The following is a 16,410-nucleotide window of genomic DNA, read 5'->3' as shown; positions in this document are numbered from 1 at the left end:
ACCGAGTTGAACGAGAGTTTCAACACAGTTTTCAACAAAACCGTCGGCGGATTGCTGAAAAACTCGTCGGGCGTCGCAACGTACAGCAATACGGCGACAGCGGCGAGCTACCCTCGAATTGTGTTCTTTTTTACAACATGGGCCGAGGATAATCTCAAAAAAGGCACGTTGACGGTTCGCATTGCGGGCAATACAGGCGCGGCCGAGGTTGAGAAAATCGTTCAAAATGTTCTGTTCGATCTCGACGGTGCGGTCTACAATGATGAACACATTTATTTGCACCTCTACGGCGGGCGATCTTCCCCCGTTGAGGACACAGACAAAACAATCACCCGGCGGCTCGTGACGCTGGATTTTCAAGCACTTGTGAAAGGGGTTTAACCTATGAGCATTTTTAACACTAAGCGTATGACGGGAATGACCGAAAAGACCGTCGAGCATTTTGTGCTCGGCGCGGGCGTTTTTGCAAAAGACTTTATCCCGGGAACGGACACCTACGAGAGCGCAAAGACGGCGGGCAAACTTCTCGGCGCCACCACGGGCGGCGGCGAGTTTAAGGCCGCCAAGGTCGGCCATTATTCACAGGTTGACGGGGCCCCGGAGAACACGAAGGGGCTCTATATCCTCGACTACTGGACGACCACCATGCAGGCGACCGTAAAGGAATTGACCGCCGACACGATCGTCGAGGCAATGACGGCAGCCAAAAAGACGACCGAGGAAAGCGTCACGGGCTACGACGTTATCGTTCCGAAATCGGCTATCGAGCTCGATGATTACACCGAAAACGTCACCTATATCGGACGCCTCGTCGGCAGCGAAAAACCGATCATCATTCAGATTTTCAACGCTTTCAACACGAACGACCTCTCGATTCAGCCCAAGGACAACGACGAGGCGAGCGTTCAGGTCATTTTCGCGGGCCACTATGACCCGAACGATCTCGAAGCGCCGCCCTATAAAATCTACTGGCCCAAGGAGGCGTAAACCATGCGTAAACTCATTGCATCGGACGTTTTCGCCGCATTGCGAGTCGTTTCTGCGATTGAAAAAAAGCAGGGCATTGAAACGACTATCAAAGACCTCGTCAAGAACGCGGAAAACGAAACAAAAGCCGACGGAGACGACAAAACGGCCAAGGAACGCAACGACGATTTTATTGTCCGCGTCGGCGTGAGCGGAGTTTTCAAGATCATCGAAATCGCAACCGAGGCCCGCGTAGAGGGCCGCGTTTACGAGTTTCTCGCGGGGCCTTTTGAAATGACCCCGGCGGACGTCCAGAATTTGCAAAAAGGCGAGCGAGATCACGAACAACGCAATCGGCTCGGCCTATAAGGCGCTTTCGTATAGTCTCACGCCGCCGACCTCGGCAGGGTGGCGCTATATCTCAAGCATGGGATTCGACCCGGCTCACCCGTGCGCCAACTTCCCGGACGGCCTCGACGCGAACTCTAACACGGGCTATCGCGCGGGCTTTTATTCGGAGAACGCGACGAACGCCTTGCGCGAATGGCGGGCCGTCGGCTTCCTCTGGAACGGCGCGAATGCCGCCCTCGGGTGCGCTGACTCGGTCAGCGGCCTCGGCAACGCGTGGTGGGGCATCTCGGGCCGCGCTTGTGGAACGGCCGGGAACAGGGGTGAATTTGCGGCATAAGGCCGCAAAGAGGGGGCCCGGCCCCCTCATGAGCTTATAAGCAAAATCAAAATAGGGATATGTCGCCAGCGTCCGCGGTTTTCTTTCTCTGCCCGGCAGGCCGTCGGCAACCTCAGGAACGGCACGAATGCCGCCCTCGGGTGCGCTAACTCGAACAACGGCCTCGGCAACGCGAGGTGGAACATCTCGGGCCGCGTTTTTGGTGAACAAAGTATTTATACCTTGCGGCATATTCCTCGGGAATACCCGAAAATTGAGTTGAAACCGGCACGGCCCCGCGCGGGCCGGGGCGAGGTCGTGGGCCTCGTTCGTTGTTAGTAGTAAAGGCGGAAACGCCTAACCGAACGCTACTGCGCTCACCAAAAGACTTTTTTACAGGCGAATGAAAACATATTGCAAAGACATTGACATAACAGACCCGGAACAGATCGAACCGTTCATCGCTCTGTGCTTTGCAGGGAAAACGGGGCGCCGCAACTTCCAGCGCCTCGCCATGAGGCACAGCGACCTCACGCAAGGCCAGATCGACGAGGCTATTAGAAAGCACGACAACGGGGCATTTGCCCCGGCAATCAAGGGCGTCGCCGTAGAGATTGCGGCCAGAATCCGCCGCCGCTCGCTCGACCTACTGCCGATACGCTACTACGAGCGGGCGGACGAGAGCAACGGGAAAATTCGTCTCATAGGCGTCGAGAGCACGTTGCAACAGTGCATGGACTACGTCGCCGTTTGGGCCCTCATGCCTCTATTTCGGGCAAAAATAGGGCGCTATCAATGCGCGAGCATACCGGGCCGCGGCCAAGTGGACGGGAAACGGGCTATTGAGAGATTTATTCGGCGAAAAGACCCGCACGGCACAAAAAGCAAGTATTTCGTAAAGATGGACGTTCGGCATTGCTACCAGAATTTAACGCGGCGGGCCGTAATGCGCCGCCTACGGCGTGACGTTCACAAGAACCCCGTTCTCTTATGGTTCGTTGACGCATTGCTTTCGACATTTCAGCACGGTTTTAGTATCGGCTCTTTTTTGTCGCAATTTCTTTGTAATTATATGCTTTCATACGCCTACCATTTCGCAACCGAGCAACTATATAAAATACGCAAGCGCAGGACAGGCAGGGCGGCGCGGGTGCGCCTCGTGGGCTTTGTATTGTTCTACATGGACGATATACTATTCATCGGCGCAGCTTTCAAAGACGTCAAGAAAGCCGCCCGTCTGTTCTGCGCATATCTGCGCGACGAGCTCGGCCTCGAAATAAAACCTATATGGCACGTCAAGGCCCTCGCAAAAGAACCTATCGACATTATGGGCTTTGTCATTCGGCGCGACCGCACAACCGTGCGTGCGCGTATTTTTGTACGCGCACGGCGGCAATTCTTGCGGGCGTGGGCGTATTTGGAGACGGGCGGCTATATCACGATCAAGGCGGCCCGCCGCATTATAAGCTATCGCGGCTACTTCTCACACACGGACAGCGTCGGAATCAGTGCAAAATTGCACATCGTCGAAGTATCGCGGGCCGCGAGTAACGTTATATCAGCCGCCGCGCGAGCAGAGCTCGCCGCCGCAGCTTGAAAGGAGCGAAAACATGATCGAGAAACGTGTTCAGTACGCGACAGAGCCGCCCGAGGTTGAATTTTTCGAGTTGCCCGGGGGGCTCGCCGACGTTTGGATTGCTCGCAACGTCGAAAAGGTTGAGGACGTTGCCGACAACGGCCCCGACCCTGCCGCCGCCGTGCCGTGCGTCTATTACACGGCAGACGTCGCCTATATGCGGGCCGCGGTAACGCTCGAGGAAATTACCGCGGACACCGACGCGGCCTATAAGCGGGCCGCCGCATGGGCGCCGGAGGCCATCACACTGCCGACAACGCTCGAACGCATTGAGGCGCTCGAGGCGTTGGGGAACGATATTCTTGCGGCTATGTTTGGAGGTGAGTAAAATGTTCCGCTTTTTAAAAACGCAGTACCGTTTGCAACAGACAGAGGAAAAGCGGGCCGCGTACAAAGAGAAATTGCGCTCGTACTGTCCTAAGATCATCACGCCCGAGCAGTACGAGGAAATCACGGGCGAGAAATTCGAGAACGATTCGGAGGTCTAAACTATGAACGTCTACGGTATCGACACAAACTATCATCACCCGATTAAGAACTGGGCCAGCGTCGCCGCGTGGCTGAAACGCATGAACAACGGCGCCCCCGGCTTTGACATGGTGAGAATCGGCTATTCCTCGCGCAGCGGCAAGGGCGGGCTCATTCTGGACAATATCGCCCTCGCAAGTCTCAAAAAGTGCAACGAGCTCGGAATCCCCGTCGGCGTGTTCGTCTACTGCTACGACACGACGCCCGCCGCCGCCGAGAAAACTATCCGCGACGTTATCGCCGCGATCAAGCCGTACAAAATCGAGTACCCCGTCGCCTACGACATCGAGTACGGAACACACGACGGCAAGGCCACGGGGTACAAGTACGACAAGAAAGCGAACGCCGCGAATAATACGGCAATCGTCGCCGCCGCGCTCAAGGCCATCGAGGCCGCGGGCTATTACGGCATGATCTATTGCTCGCGCGACTTCTATCTCAACTACCTCGAGGGGGCCAAGCTGTCCGCCTATGATGTTTGGGAGGCGGCCTATACCTCTAAGGACACCGCCGCCGTCGTAAACGGTATTTGGCAGTACACGAGCACAGGCGGCGTTCCCGGCATTACCGGGAATGTCGATCTCGACGTCGCCTATAAGGACTACCCGGCAATCATCAAGACCGCGGGCCTCAACGGCTTTACGGCCAGCAAGCCAACGACCGACACCACGCCCACGCTCAAGACCATCAAGGCCGGGCCCATGAGCGCGGGCGACTACAAGAAACACACCGCGGCGCTCGCCGCCGACGGCATTGCATGGGAGGACTGCTAAAATGATGAACGAGGCAAGAACTGCATACTATGGCGCGTTGACCGCGTTTTCTCTCGTCGGCACGGCTATCGCCGAGGCCCTCGGCGGATGGGACGGGGCCCTCAAGGCCCTCGTCTGCATTATGGCCGTCGATTACATTACGGGCGTCGTCTGCGCCTTGATCTGGCACAAGAGCCCGAAAAGCGCCGACGGCACTTTCGAGAGCAAGGCCAGCATCAAGGGCCTGTTCAGAAAAGGCGCGATTTTGCTCGTCGTGCTGGTCGCCTATAAGGTGGACTTGCTCGCGGGAACGGAGGGCGTTACGCGCACGGCGGTAATTCTCTTTTTCTGCGCAAATGACGGCATGAGTATCGTCGAAAATCTCGGCATTATGGGCGTTCCCATGCCCCCGGCGTTGAAAGACGCTCTCGCCGTCTTGCGGCAGAAATCGGGCGGCGAGGAAAGCGCAGCCGACGAAACTGAATAATAAGGCATAGAAAAAGCCCCTCACTCGTCTATATCGACGGTGAGGGGCTTTTTTAGTTGCCCGGCTCGCGGGCGACGACAATACCGAACACGCCATTCACAAATATAAATGACTGGTTCGTTTTTGTCTGTGTTTGGTGACCCGTGCGGGAATCGAACCCACGTTAACGGCGTGAGAGGCCGCTGTCTTAACCGCTTGACCAACGGGCCATAATAAAAGAGAAGCCGGCATCTACCTATTTTCACAGGCCGTTTCCAGCCAACTATCTTCGGCACAAGTGAGCTTAACTTCTGTGTTCGGAATGGGAACAGGTGGAACCTCACCGTCATCGACACCGGCCAACGCGTGACCTTCGTCATGCTTCTCTTTTTGTTGAGGATGTACCCTCAAAACTGAATATCGAACTGCTTTCTTAGCAAATAGAGTATCTGATCAAGATGGGGTCAAGCCCTCGACCTATTAGTACACGCTAGCTGAATGAATCACTTCACTTACACTGTGTGCCTATCAACCTTGTAGTCTTCAAGGGGTCTTACCTGATTGACTCAGTGGGATATCTTATCTTAAGGCCGGCTTCACGCTTAGATGCTTTCAGCGTTTATCCGATCCGAACATAGCTGCCCAGCTGTGCCACTGGCGTGACAACTGGTGCACCAGAGGTTCGTCCATCCCGGTCCTCTCGTACTAGGGACAGCGCCTTTCAAATATCCTGCGCCCACGACAGATAGGGACCGAACTGTCTCACGACGTTCTGAACCCAGCTCGCGTACCGCTTTAATTGGCGAACAGCCAAACCCTTGGGACCGAATTCAGCCCCAGGATGCGATGAGCCGACATCGAGGTGCCAAACCTCCCCGTCGATGTGGACTCTTGGGGGAGATCAGCCTGTTATCCCCAGGGTAACTTTTATCCGTTGAGCGATGGCATTTCCACTCACATACCACCGGATCACTAACTCCGACTTTCGTCTCTGCTCGACCCGTCAGTCTCGCAGTCAGGCTCGTTTATGCGTTTGCACTCATTCATCTGGTTTCCGTCCAGATCGAACGAACCTTTGAACGCCTCCGCTACTTTTTAGGAGGCGACCGCCCCAGTCAAACTGCCCACCTGACAATGTCCCCCGCCTCGATTCAGAGGCGCAGGTTAGAATTCCAATGTCGCAAGGATGGTATCCCAACGTCCACTCCACGAACGCCAAAGCGCTCGCTTCCCAGTGTCCCATCTATCCTGTGCATGCAACACCGAAACCCAATATCAGGCTACAGTAAAGCTCCATGGGGTCTTTCCGTCTTGTCGCGGGTAACCGGCATCTTCACCGGTACTACAATTTCGCCGGGCGGGCTGTTGAGACAGTGCCCAGATCATTACGCCTTTCATGCGGGTCAGAACTTACCTGACAAGGAATTTCGCTACCTTAGGACCGTTATAGTTACGGCCGCCGTTCACTGGGGCTTCAATTCAATGCTTGCACATCTCCTTTTAACCTTCCAGCACCGGGCAGGCGTCAGCTCGTATACGTCATCTTTCGATTTAGCACAAACCTGTGTTTTTGGTAAACAGTTGCCTGGGCCTATTCTCTGCGGCTCACTCTCGTGAGCACCCCTTATTCCGAAGTTACGGGGTCAACTTGCCGAGTTCCTTAACAACCCTTCTCCCGTTGGCCTTAGAATCTTCTTCCTACCTACCTGTGTCGGTTTGCGGTACGGGCACCTTAGATATACACACAGCTTTTCTCGCCTCTCATCCAGCCGGACTTCGGTACTAAATTTCCCTCGATCACTACCAGAACCAACACCTGGCTCCGACCTTCTAAAAGTGTCCCTGTGCTTAAATCTTTCGGTGGGGACGGAATCTCTACCGTCTGTGCATCGGCTACGCCTTGCGGCCTGACCTTAGCTCCCGCCTAACTTGGAGCGGACGAACCTTCCTCCAAAAACCTGAGGTTTCCGGCCATGTGGATTCTCACCACATTCGCGCTACTCATTCCGGCATTCTCACTTCTGTAAACTCCACAGCCGCTTACGCTACTGTTTCTCCGCTTACACAACGCTCCCCTACCCCGCATCTTACGATGCAGCCTAAGCTTCGGTTTGTATCTTAGCCCCGTTAAATTTTCCGCGCAGAGACGCTCGACCAGTGAGCTATTACGCACTCTTTAAATGAGTGGCTGCTTCTGAGCCAACATCCTGGTTGTCTGCGTATTTCCACATCGTTTTCCACTTAGATACAATTTGGGACCTTAGCTGTAGATCTGGGCTGTTTCCCTTTTGACAATGAGATTTATCTCACACTGTCTGACTCCCATACATCAATACTCCGGCATTCTTAGTTTGATAGGCTTCGCTACCCTCTCGGGCGCTAGGCCATTCAGTGCTTTACCTCCGGGTATCTAATATGAGGCTAGCCCTAAAGCTATTTCGGGGAGAACCAGCTATCTCCGAGTTCGATTGGAATTTCTCCGCTACCCACAATTCATCCGCCGCCTTTTCAACGGAGGTCGGTTCGGCCCTCCATGAAATTTTACTTTCACTTCAGCCTGATCATGGGTAGGTCACCCGGTTTCGGGCCCATTGCATGTTACTGAACGCCCTGTTCAGACTCGCTCTCGCTACGCCTCCAGTCCTTAAGACCTTAAGCTCGCAACATACAATCGCTCGCCGGACCGTTCTACAAAAAGTACCATATCACACGTTGATGTGCTCTATGTGCTTGTAGGCACAAGGTTTCAGGTTCTATTTCACTCCCCTCCCGGGGTCCTTTTCACCTTTCCTTCACAGTACTATACGCTATCGGTCACTGGGTAGTATTTAGGGTTGGAGGGTGGTCCCCCCATCTTCCGACCAGGTTTCACGTGTCTGGCCGTACTCTGGAACTCGCGCAGCTCTCATCGTTTTCACCTACGGGATTCTCACCCTCTTTGATTGGCCTTCCCATGCCATTCGGTTAACAACTCAAGTCCTAAAAGCGGTCCATACCCCGGAAGGATTTCTCCTTCCGGTTTGCCCTCTTCCGCGTTCGCTCGCCACTACTAACGGAATCTCGTTTGATGTCTCTTCCTCGCCCTACTTAGATGTTTCAGTTCAGGCGGTTCCCCTCCTGTACCTATGGATTCAGTACAGGATAACAGAGTATGAACTCTGTTGAGTTTCCTCATTCAGAAATCTCCGGATCAAAGGATGTTTGCTCCTCCCCGAAGCTTATCGCAGCTTACCACGTCTTTCATCGGCTCCCAGTGCCAAGGCATTCTCCTTGCGCCCTTTGTAGCTTGACCGTTGTTTATCTTTCGATAAACATATCTTATTTCAGATTCTCCATTTGCCAACGAGATTTTACCATTTACTGTCGCTTATTGCTAAGCTCCAGTTCCGCTTGGTGAAATTATAGATTTTTATTAAAATCAGGAATTTTACATAGCTAATAAAATCTCATTTCGCAGTTCTATATTCAGTTTTCAAGGTACATCCGTCCTTCAAATGAAGGACTTCATAAGGGATTTGTAGGGATTTGTGGGTTGCCCTCACAGGCAACCTGTGGTGGGCTGAAATGGACTCGAACCATCGACCTCTCGGTTATCAGCCGAGTGCTCTAACCAGCTGAGCTATCAGCCCAAATGGTGGAGATAAAGGGATTCGAACCCTTGACCCCCTGCTTGCAAAGCAGGTGCTCTCCCAACTGAGCTATACCCCCGCGCTACTTGCGTTTCGGGTTTCGCTGTCCCTTATGCTTTTGAGGTTATCTGCAGCCTTTATTCATGGTCGCCTGTTCGGCTCCCTCTAAACAAGGCTATCGGCTCGCTCATCGCTCCGCCGACTTTTGGCCTTTTGAGGCCAAAAGCAAGACCCTCAAAATTGAACAATACTGAAACTGTGTTCCTGTCCGAAATAATTTAGACCAGCTAGATCATTTCGTCTGACTCCCTAGAAAGGAGGTGATCCAGCCGCACCTTCCGATACGGCTACCTTGTTACGACTTCACCCCAATCACCAGTTTTACCTTCGGCGGCGTCCTCCTTGCGGTTAGACTACCGACTTCGGGTCCCCCCGGCTCTCATGGTGTGACGGGCGGTGTGTACAAGGCCCGGGAACGTATTCACCGCGGCATGCTGATCCGCGATTACTAGCAATTCCGACTTCATGCAGGCGAGTTGCAGCCTGCAATCTGAACTGAGACGTTGTTTTTGAGTTTTGCTCCACCTCGCGGTCTTGCTTCTCTTTGTTAAACGCCATTGTAGTACGTGTGTAGCCCAGGTCATAAAGGGCATGATGATTTGACGTCATCCCCACCTTCCTCCGTTTTGTCAACGGCAGTCTCGCCAGAGTCCTCTTGCGTAGTAACTGGCAATAAGGGTTGCGCTCGTTGCGGGACTTAACCCAACATCTCACGACACGAGCTGACGACAACCATGCACCACCTGTCTCGATGTCCCGAAGGACTTCATGCATCTCTGCACTATGCATCGGATGTCAAGACCTGGTAAGGTTCTTCGCGTTGCTTCGAATTAAACCACATACTCCACTGCTTGTGCGGGCCCCCGTCAATTCCTTTGAGTTTCAACCTTGCGGTCGTACTCCCCAGGTGGATTACTTATTGTGTTAACTGCGGCACTGAAGGGGTCAATCCTCCAACACCTAGTAATCATCGTTTACGGCATGGACTACCAGGGTATCTAATCCTGTTTGCTACCCATGCTTTCGAGCCTCAGCGTCAGTTGGTGCCCAGTAGGTCGCCTTCGCCACTGGTGTTCCTCCCGATATCTACGCATTCCACCGCTACACCGGGAATTCCACCTACCTCTGCACTACTCAAGGCCAGCAGTTTTGAAAGCAATTTATGGGTTGAGCCCATAGTTTTCACTTCCAACTTGCCGGTCCGCCTGCGCTCCCTTTACACCCAGTAATTCCGGACAACGCTTGCACCCTACGTTTTACCGCGGCTGCTGGCACGTAGTTAGCCGGTGCTTTCTTGTTAGGTACCGTCATTATCGTCCCTAACGACAGGAGTTTACAATCCGAAAACCTTCTTCCTCCACGCGGCGTCGCTGCATCAGGGTTTCCCCCATTGTGCAATATCCCCCACTGCTGCCTCCCGTAGGAGTCTGGGCCGTGTCTCAGTCCCAATGTGGCCGTTCAACCTCTCAGTCCGGCTACCAATCGTCGCCTTGGTGGGCCGTTACCTCACCAACTAGCTAATTGGACGCGAGTCCATCCTGAAGCGAATAAATCCTTTTCCCGCAGATCCATGCGAATCCGTGGGCTTATGCGGTATTAGCAGTCGTTTCCAACTGTTGTCCCCCACTCCAGGGCAGGTTACTCACGCGTTACTCACCCGTTCGCCACTAAGTTATTTTCTTCACTCCCAACTCTCTGCCCTCTGTGTTAGTCTTACTTTATGAGCCTAAATCGGTTTTGCTTTTTATGCTGGGCAAAACCGATTGCCGCTCCGGCTAACTGGCAAAAAGCTCGGAGTGAAGAAAATAACTCCGTTCGACTTGCATGTGTTAGGCGCGCCGCCAGCGTTCGTCCTGAGCCAGGATCAAACTCTTTATAAATGGTATTTAATCACTTACAAAGTGTTAAATCGCTGTAATCACTCAGACACAATCGCTTGCGTCCTGTATGAATTACTTGTAAATTTGGAATTGATTTACGTGGGTTTCCAAACCCACGATCAAGGTTCCACAAGTTTCAGTTTTGTTCAATTTTCAAGGTCCTGCTGCGCTGTCTGCTCTCGCTGACAGCTTGTATATTATATATCAGAACCGCTTGATTGTCAAGGGGTTTTCTGAAAGTTTTTTGAAGAAGTTTTCTTCAAAAAACGCGTACAAGCTGTTGATAGAAGGGCTTGCCGCGGCTTCCGCCGCGGGACAGCTTGCTTATTATAGCAATGTGTATGACTATTGTCAAGGGGCGTTTTTGATTTTTTCGACAAATTTTGAGGGGGATTTTTGGGCAAGGTGCATGTTGGGGATTTGCTGTGCGATGGATACAAGCTGTAGTATCGGGTAGGTTGCGGGCCGGGCATGCCCGGCCCCTACGGGGTAGCAGGTGGGTAGGTTGGTGGTATTGGCGTGGTGCGCGGGCGGCATGTATGCCGCCCCTACGGGTGGGCCGTTGGGTGGGTGGTTGCGTTGGGTATGCTGGAGGGATGAATCCCTCCCCTACGGGGTTAAGATGAACGGGATGTGATGGCAAGCCTGCGGGCCGGGCGTGCCCGGCCCCTACAGGGTGGTGGAGGGTGAGGTTGGTGGTATAGGCAAGGTGCGCAGACGGCATGTATGCCGCCCCTACGGGGTGGTGGGGGATTTGTGAGCGATATAGGTTGGGCAATACTTACAAAGCTTTACAGGCTCCTTACAGGTTTCCCCTTGATGTGACATGCGGAATGGTGTATACTATAGGCATAAAAACGGTTCTTTTCTACTATATCTTGTACCAGCTGATTTCTGACTCTGTTACCTGATCCACTGAAAGGAGCGTGTTTTTCCATGCTTCCATGCCAGAAGAACTGTCATTCGTACTGCCAGGGGTGCCACAAATCCTGCCCGCATTTCCGCGCGATGCAGGAGCAGCAGCGCCGCGATCTGGCCCGCAAGAAGGAATATCTGCGCCGGGCCGATGAATCCTGCCGCACGGTACTGCTCCAATGCCGGCAGGTTGGCGGATACTTAGGCCCCCTGCCTTACTGACATTTACATTTGTGCCTGCCCTGCGCTATAATAAAGGTATACTATTCTATTCCGCAGGAGGTTTTTCTATGGTTCGTCCCCTGATGACCGATGTGGTCTTTCTGGCGCAGAAGGCGCTGCCCGCAGATGCCGGTGACCTGTCGGTTGCCGATGACCTGCTCGACACGCTGACCGCCCACAAGGATGGCTGTGTCGGCATGGCTGCCAATATGATCGGCGTGAACAAAGCCATCATTGTTTTTGACAACGAGGGCACGCCTTGCGAGATGTTCAATCCGGTCATCGTCTACCGCAAGGGTCCTTACCTCACCGAGGAAGGCTGTCTTTCTCTGCAGGGGCAGCGCAGGGCGCGGCGCCACAGGACTATCAAGGTCCAGTGGCAGGACCGTGCGATGCAGACCCATGTAAAGAATTTCACCGGCTGGACTGCCCAGATCATCCAGCATGAGGTGGACCACTGCAACGGCATCCTTATATAATAGGTATACGGCGATGCGCCCCGCGCGGGCGCATCGCTTTTTTGTACATATGTTCAACCCGTGTCAAAACTGTTGTAATGTAAAAATGTTGCAATATATGAAAAACTCGTCCGTTTTTTCGTTTTTTCATTGTAGCTTCCAAAAATAAAACGATGTATCTACATATTTTATTTTTGCCAAATATTGACAACGCTGCCAACAACTCGTATAATAGGGGTACACGCTTCGACAGTTCTATCAGTCGAGCATCGTTTTTCGACACACTGTGCCGGAATACAAAACAGGAGGTACCAAAATGATTTCTACCGGTATCGTTCGCAGCATTGACAGTCTGGGCCGCGTGGTCCTGCCGAAGGAACTGCGCAATACCTACGGCATTACGCCGGACACCCCGCTGGAGATTTTTACCGATGGGGAGGCCATCGTTCTGCGCAAGTACCACGCCCAGGGCAGCTGCGTATTCTGCGGCGACATTTCGCCCGATGCGGTGCTGCTGCACGGCAAGTATATCTGCCCCGCCTGCCGCAAGGCGCTGTCGAAATAAGCGGCCGCGTCCTTAAAAAGAGAGCGTACCAGCCTGCAGGCCGGTACGCTCTCTCTTTGGTTTGTATCGTACAGCGGGGGTCACTCGCCCTTTTTCAGGCCGCGCATCGATTCCTCGGCATTTTTGACGAGGTTGAACAGGCTAGTCGCGTGGCGCGGATAGTCCCGTGCCAGCTGATCGGTGCTGAGGGCCAGCGTGGCAGGCTCAAGGCTGTCGCGGGTGCCGTCCTCCCCGGTCAGGGCGGCGGACAGATCACCCTCTGCCACGCTCATGGCGGCATCGGCGCTGCTGCTCCACCGCGCCGAGCCGATGCGGAACATGCCGCTGACATTCTTGGGCGAGGCCTCGTACATCTGGCGGAACATCTTGTAGACGGCCAGCATCAGGTACTCACTGACGCCCACAACAAGCTGCTTGTCGCGGCTTTCCTGCAGCTTGTCATAGAGGATGTCCAGCGAGTTTTCGATAAGCTTTTTGTACATCGTGGGCAGCACACTGCCGCGATAGACGCTGCCGCCGGTGGCGGAGTTTCCCTCTGGCAGTTCCTCGACTGAGATGGTCTGCCCGCTGCGCTCTGCACTGCGGCCCAGCAGATAGTCACAGCTGACATCGTAATAGTCCGCCACCTGCACCACAAACGCAAGGCCGCACTCGCGGATGCCCTTCTCATAGTGAGAGAGCTGTGCCTGACTGATGCCAAGATCCTGTGCCGCCTGCTTCTGGGTGATGCCGCGCTCCTTGCGCAGCAGCGTGATAATGCGATTGAATTCGATCCCCATGATCCGTATATCCTGTTCCGGGGCAGTGCCGGCATTGCTGCCGGGCCGCAGTAGTGCCCCTGCCGTATTTTCTACACGCTGTATATTATAACGGGTGGAAAACACTTTGTAAACCAGAATTTTCGACAGATTTTGTGCTGCCTTGGTTGTCAAAACGCCGAACTGCGCGTTTTTTCCTACATTTAGTCATTCTACAGCGGGTACAGCTATAAATATTGTGGCCAAAATTTGGCAGTTCGGTGTGCCTTATCTCGGTTGTAACCAAATTGTAACCTTTTGCGGTTGCGCAGGGGCTGATTTTAGGGTATGCTGATAATGCAGTACTGTGCAGCCGCGCAGCACCGCCATAGGTGAAACCATGAGGAAAGCGAGAACATACCGTGAAATATTATAAGCTTCACTTGATCCGGCACGGCCTGACGGAGGGCAACCTGCAGGGGCTTTACATCGGCAGCGGCAGTGATCTGCCGCTCTGCGCCGAGGGCCGCGCCCAGCTGAAAACGCTGAAGAAAGATTTCGACTACCCGCAGGTGCCGCTGGTGTTCACCAGCCCGATGAAGCGCGCCACCGAGACGGCGGAGATTTTGTTCCCGGGCGTGCGGCAGATCGAGCTGGACGACCTGCGTGAGATGGCCTTTGGCAAGTTTGAGGGCCGCGCCATGCAGGAGTTGGTAAAGGACCCGGAGTTTGCCCAGTGGATGGACCCCACCAGCCGCACGGTGCCCGAGGGTGCCGAGGACCGGCAGATGTTTTTCAACCGTACCTCGTCGATGCTGATGAAGATGTTTGAGTACATGCTGCGCACCCACACCGAGGAGGCTGCCTGCGTGACCCACGGCGGCGTCATTATGAATATGCTGTCCCAGCACGCCCTGCCCTTCCGCAAGCCGGAGGAGTGGATGACCGACCCGGGCGCGGGCTACAGCGTGCGGCTGGACGCCGAGATGTGGATGCGCGACCATCTGGCCGAGGCTTACGATGTTGTACCGCACGGCTATCTGGACGGGATGGAATAACGCGGGGTTTTGTTCCTTCTTTACAAAGAAGGAAGCAGAAATTCCAAACAAAAATGCACCTGCTTTGGGTAAAGCGGGTGCATTTTTTATTTGCAGGTGGCGGCGTCCTCGGCGTCACGCGGGCGGATGCGGGCAGCCGACCCTGCAAGTTGTTTTTATTCTGCCGGTTGTTCTTCCTCGGCGGGTGCCTCCGGGGCCGGGGTCTCTGCGGGGGCGGCGTCCAGAATGGCCTGCTTTTCGGCGATGGTCTGGTTCAGCTCGTCTACGCGGGCCTGGGCGGCATCGCGGGCGGCAAGCAGGTCCGCGTTTTCGCTGTCGGCGTCCAGCGCGGTCTGGGCCTGTTCCAGTGCGCTCTGGGCCTCGGCCAGATCCGCGTTTGCCTGATCCACGGCCGCCTGCGCGTCAATGCGCTCCTGTGCGCCGCGCAGCTCGGCCTCGGCGGCCGCTGCGGCGTCATCGGGGACACCGCTCTCCAGCAGGGCGGGCTTTTCGGGCAGGGTCTGTGCGCTGCCATCGGCGGCAGTCAGGCTCAGGCTCTGGCCATAATAGCCGCCCCAGATGGCGATAAAGCTCTTGCCGGGGGTCACGGTCAGCGGCGTGCCGTCGGCAGCCGTCAGACTGAACGGGCCGGTGGCATCCTCCTTGGTCCAGTGGATCTGCTCCCACGCGCCGCCCTGCAGGTAGAGGCCGGTGCCGCCGGTCATATCGTACTGACGGGTGTAGCCATCATCCTTGATGCCGCTGGACGCATACAGCACGAACACATTGGTGAAGGCCGCCTGCTGGCCGTTGTCGGCATCGGTCATCGGGGAGCCGTCGCTGTTCAGCTTTTCATACAGGCCGGTGCCGGTGTTGTAGTTCAGCTGCTCACTGTCCGACGGCGAGAAGGTCACAGTCAGGTTCATACCGTTGCGGTTCTCAGGGGTGACCTCGGGCCGGAGACCGAAGCGGAAGATCGGCGTGTTGCTGCCCTCCGGCGCGGTGCCGTAGCTCGTCAGTCCGGCGCGGATCAGCTCTCCGGTGGTGTAGAAGCAGTTTTCCTCGCGGTAGCCCGCGTCCTGACGGCCCTGATCAAAGGCGAAGGCCGCCTTGCCGATGTGATAGCCGTCCAGATCCTGATACGAAAGAGTGTTCAGCAGGTTGGAAGCATAGATGTTCTTGTCGATGTGGACCGGCACGGCGTTGAGCGGCAGTGCCACCTGCAGAAACAGATCCCGGCCGGGGCCGACCGGCCCTGCCTTGCTGATGCGGTCCACATCCGCGTAGAGTGCCATCAGCCCTGCGGTATTGCCCTCGGTCACACCCTCGACCAGCACATCGGCGGCAGCCACACCCCACTGGGGCTGGGCACCGTCCAGCGTGCGCAGCGTCACAGCGACCGGGCGTTTGCCGGTATAGTCCCCGTCCTCCAGACCGGTCAGCGGGTTGCCTGCCGGGGCCGGAACGGGGGTCGGCTCTGCCGTAGCTGCGGGGGAAGGCGTGGCCGCCTGCTCCGGCGTGGCCGCTGCCTGCTGCCCGCTGCAGCCCCCCAGCAGCAGTGCCGCCAGCAGCGCTGCAGCGCTGCCCAATGCCTGCCATTTTCTCATAGTGTACCTCTCTCATAAAAACAACGCGGCCCGCCGGGCGAGCCGCGTTGTCGATGGATGCTTAGGGCAACACCGCACAATTCCCGCCTGACGGCTTAAGCACCGCTCCGGCGGATCTCCGCGCCAAGAGCCGCCGCAAGCGGCGGTTGCGCTCCGAAGCGCCTCGCTGCGGCTCGGTGTGCGGCACGGCATCTGCGTTGCCAAAATGCTCGATAATACACAAAGTATTATCTGCGCTTTTGGCTTTGCAGCTGCCGCACCTCGCTCGCCGTATCGGCACTTAGA

At 55.3% G+C, this 16,410-nt stretch carries 15 protein-coding genes, 3 tRNA genes and 3 rRNA genes; 13 read left to right on the top strand and 8 right to left on the bottom strand.

The genetic code is table 11. The annotated features are described in order from the left end of the window. Window positions 1-6 precede the first annotated feature (6 nt). The 9 genes from OGM67_12780 (at window position 7) to OGM67_12740 (ending at window position 5,036) form a co-directional block, all read left to right on the top strand. Complete coding sequence (locus tag OGM67_12780; protein ID UYJ34421.1) at window positions 7-381, top strand: hypothetical protein; 375 nt, start codon at window positions 7-9, stop codon at window positions 379-381. A 3-nt stretch (window positions 382-384) separates the two neighbouring features. Continuing rightward, complete coding sequence (locus OGM67_12775) at window positions 385-987, top strand: hypothetical protein (protein UYJ34420.1); 603 nt, start codon at window positions 385-387, stop codon at window positions 985-987. A gap of 3 nt (window positions 988-990) precedes the next feature. Continuing rightward, on the top strand, window positions 991-1,335 hold the full coding sequence (locus tag OGM67_12770) for a hypothetical protein (protein ID UYJ34419.1): 345 nt from the start codon (window positions 991-993) through the stop codon (window positions 1,333-1,335). 58 nt (window positions 1,336-1,393) lie between these two features. Continuing rightward, entirely contained in the window at window positions 1,394-1,654 is a 261-nt protein-coding gene (locus OGM67_12765; GenBank protein UYJ34418.1) for a hypothetical protein, read from the top strand. A gap of 382 nt (window positions 1,655-2,036) precedes the next feature. After that, window positions 2,037-3,230, top strand: coding sequence for a reverse transcriptase domain-containing protein (locus OGM67_12760; protein ID UYJ34417.1), 1,194 nt, complete (start codon window positions 2,037-2,039; stop codon window positions 3,228-3,230). Between the two features lie 13 nt (window positions 3,231-3,243). Next, on the top strand, window positions 3,244-3,597 hold the full coding sequence (locus OGM67_12755) for a hypothetical protein (GenBank protein ID UYJ34416.1): 354 nt from the start codon (window positions 3,244-3,246) through the stop codon (window positions 3,595-3,597). A 1-nt stretch (window position 3,598) separates the two neighbouring features. After that, window positions 3,599-3,757: an XkdX family protein gene (locus tag OGM67_12750; protein UYJ34415.1), complete on the top strand. Its 159-nt coding sequence runs from the start codon at window positions 3,599-3,601 to the stop codon at window positions 3,755-3,757. A gap of 3 nt (window positions 3,758-3,760) precedes the next feature. After that, window positions 3,761-4,570 (top strand): GH25 family lysozyme, encoded by an 810-nt coding sequence (locus OGM67_12745; GenBank protein UYJ34414.1) that lies wholly within the window; start codon window positions 3,761-3,763, stop codon window positions 4,568-4,570. A 1-nt stretch (window position 4,571) separates the two neighbouring features. Next, complete coding sequence (locus OGM67_12740) at window positions 4,572-5,036, top strand: phage holin family protein (GenBank protein UYJ34413.1); 465 nt, start codon at window positions 4,572-4,574, stop codon at window positions 5,034-5,036. A gap of 134 nt (window positions 5,037-5,170) precedes the next feature. Here the strand turns inward: OGM67_12740 and OGM67_12735 are convergent. From OGM67_12735 to OGM67_12710, 6 genes are all read right to left on the bottom strand, one after another. Continuing rightward, a tRNA-Glu gene (locus OGM67_12735) sits at window positions 5,171-5,245 on the bottom strand. A gap of 13 nt (window positions 5,246-5,258) precedes the next feature. Next, a 5S ribosomal RNA gene (gene rrf / locus OGM67_12730) occupies window positions 5,259-5,375 on the bottom strand. 100 nt (window positions 5,376-5,475) lie between these two features. After that, window positions 5,476-8,307: ribosomal RNA gene (locus OGM67_12725) — 23S ribosomal RNA — on the bottom strand. Between the two features lie 260 nt (window positions 8,308-8,567). Further along, window positions 8,568-8,644: transfer RNA gene (locus OGM67_12720), tRNA-Ile, on the bottom strand. A gap of 3 nt (window positions 8,645-8,647) precedes the next feature. After that, a tRNA-Ala gene (locus tag OGM67_12715) sits at window positions 8,648-8,723 on the bottom strand. A 234-nt stretch (window positions 8,724-8,957) separates the two neighbouring features. Next, a 16S ribosomal RNA gene (locus OGM67_12710) occupies window positions 8,958-10,584 on the bottom strand. Together the 16S, 23S and 5S rRNA genes with 3 tRNA genes alongside form the textbook arrangement of a ribosomal RNA operon. Window positions 10,585-11,592: 1,008 nt before the next feature. Between OGM67_12710 and OGM67_12705 the strand changes: the two genes are divergently transcribed. The 3 genes from OGM67_12705 to OGM67_12695 all read left to right on the top strand — a co-directional run bounded on the left by OGM67_12705 (window position 11,593) and on the right by OGM67_12695 (window position 12,744). Next, entirely contained in the window at window positions 11,593-11,721 is a 129-nt protein-coding gene (locus OGM67_12705; protein ID UYJ34412.1) for a hypothetical protein, read from the top strand. A gap of 68 nt (window positions 11,722-11,789) precedes the next feature. After that, window positions 11,790-12,200 (top strand): peptide deformylase, encoded by a 411-nt coding sequence (locus OGM67_12700; protein UYJ34411.1) that lies wholly within the window; start codon window positions 11,790-11,792, stop codon window positions 12,198-12,200. 295 nt (window positions 12,201-12,495) lie between these two features. Then, a complete protein-coding gene (locus tag OGM67_12695) occupies window positions 12,496-12,744 on the top strand; it encodes an AbrB/MazE/SpoVT family DNA-binding domain-containing protein (protein ID UYJ34410.1) in 249 nt (82 codons plus the stop codon). An 80-nt stretch (window positions 12,745-12,824) separates the two neighbouring features. Here the strand turns inward: OGM67_12695 and OGM67_12690 are convergent, their stop codons facing one another. Then, on the bottom strand, window positions 12,825-13,523 hold the full coding sequence (locus OGM67_12690; protein UYJ34409.1) for a helix-turn-helix transcriptional regulator: 699 nt from the start codon (window positions 13,521-13,523) through the stop codon (window positions 12,825-12,827). Window positions 13,524-13,903: 380 nt separating this feature from the next. Here OGM67_12690 and OGM67_12685 point away from each other — a divergent pair, with 380 nt between their 5' ends. After that, window positions 13,904-14,539 (top strand): histidine phosphatase family protein, encoded by a 636-nt coding sequence (locus OGM67_12685; protein UYJ34408.1) that lies wholly within the window; start codon window positions 13,904-13,906, stop codon window positions 14,537-14,539. A gap of 155 nt (window positions 14,540-14,694) precedes the next feature. Here the strand turns inward: OGM67_12685 and OGM67_12680 are convergent, their stop codons facing one another. After that, window positions 14,695-16,125 carry a DUF3048 C-terminal domain-containing protein gene (locus OGM67_12680; GenBank protein ID UYJ34407.1) on the bottom strand — a complete coding sequence of 477 codons (1,431 nt, stop codon included), beginning with the start codon at window positions 16,123-16,125 and terminating at the stop codon, window positions 14,695-14,697. Between the last annotated feature and the right edge of the window lie 285 nt (window positions 16,126-16,410).

The sequence above is a fragment of the Oscillospiraceae bacterium genome, from assembly GCA_025757985.1.
In the GTDB taxonomy this organism is placed as follows: domain Bacteria; phylum Bacillota; class Clostridia; order Oscillospirales; family Ruminococcaceae; genus Gemmiger.
Note: the sequence above shows the minus strand (reverse complement) of the source record. Positions and strands in the feature narration are given on the sequence as shown.

Excerpts from the sequence above, each read along its gene's own strand:
- OGM67_12695 (UYJ34410.1), top strand. The coding sequence starts at position 12,496 with ATGATTTCTACCGGTATCGTTCGCAGCATTGACAGTCTGGGCCGCGTG.
- OGM67_12755 (UYJ34416.1), top strand. The coding sequence starts at position 3,244 with ATGATCGAGAAACGTGTTCAGTACGCGACAGAGCCGCCCGAGGTTGAA.
- OGM67_12700 (UYJ34411.1), top strand. The coding sequence starts at position 11,790 with ATGGTTCGTCCCCTGATGACCGATGTGGTCTTTCTGGCGCAGAAGGCG.
- OGM67_12680 (UYJ34407.1), bottom strand. The coding sequence starts at position 16,125 with ATGAGAAAATGGCAGGCATTGGGCAGCGCTGCAGCGCTGCTGGCGGCA.
- OGM67_12690 (UYJ34409.1), bottom strand. The coding sequence starts at position 13,523 with ATGGGGATCGAATTCAATCGCATTATCACGCTGCTGCGCAAGGAGCGC.
- OGM67_12765 (UYJ34418.1), top strand. The coding sequence starts at position 1,394 with ATGGGATTCGACCCGGCTCACCCGTGCGCCAACTTCCCGGACGGCCTC.
- OGM67_12775 (UYJ34420.1), top strand. The coding sequence starts at position 385 with ATGAGCATTTTTAACACTAAGCGTATGACGGGAATGACCGAAAAGACC.
- OGM67_12760 (UYJ34417.1), top strand. The coding sequence starts at position 2,037 with ATGAAAACATATTGCAAAGACATTGACATAACAGACCCGGAACAGATC.
- OGM67_12750 (UYJ34415.1), top strand. The coding sequence starts at position 3,599 with ATGTTCCGCTTTTTAAAAACGCAGTACCGTTTGCAACAGACAGAGGAA.
- OGM67_12705 (UYJ34412.1), top strand. The coding sequence starts at position 11,593 with ATGCAGGAGCAGCAGCGCCGCGATCTGGCCCGCAAGAAGGAATATCTG.
- OGM67_12740 (UYJ34413.1), top strand. The coding sequence starts at position 4,572 with ATGATGAACGAGGCAAGAACTGCATACTATGGCGCGTTGACCGCGTTT.
- OGM67_12770 (UYJ34419.1), top strand. The coding sequence starts at position 991 with ATGCGTAAACTCATTGCATCGGACGTTTTCGCCGCATTGCGAGTCGTT.
- OGM67_12745 (UYJ34414.1), top strand. The coding sequence starts at position 3,761 with ATGAACGTCTACGGTATCGACACAAACTATCATCACCCGATTAAGAAC.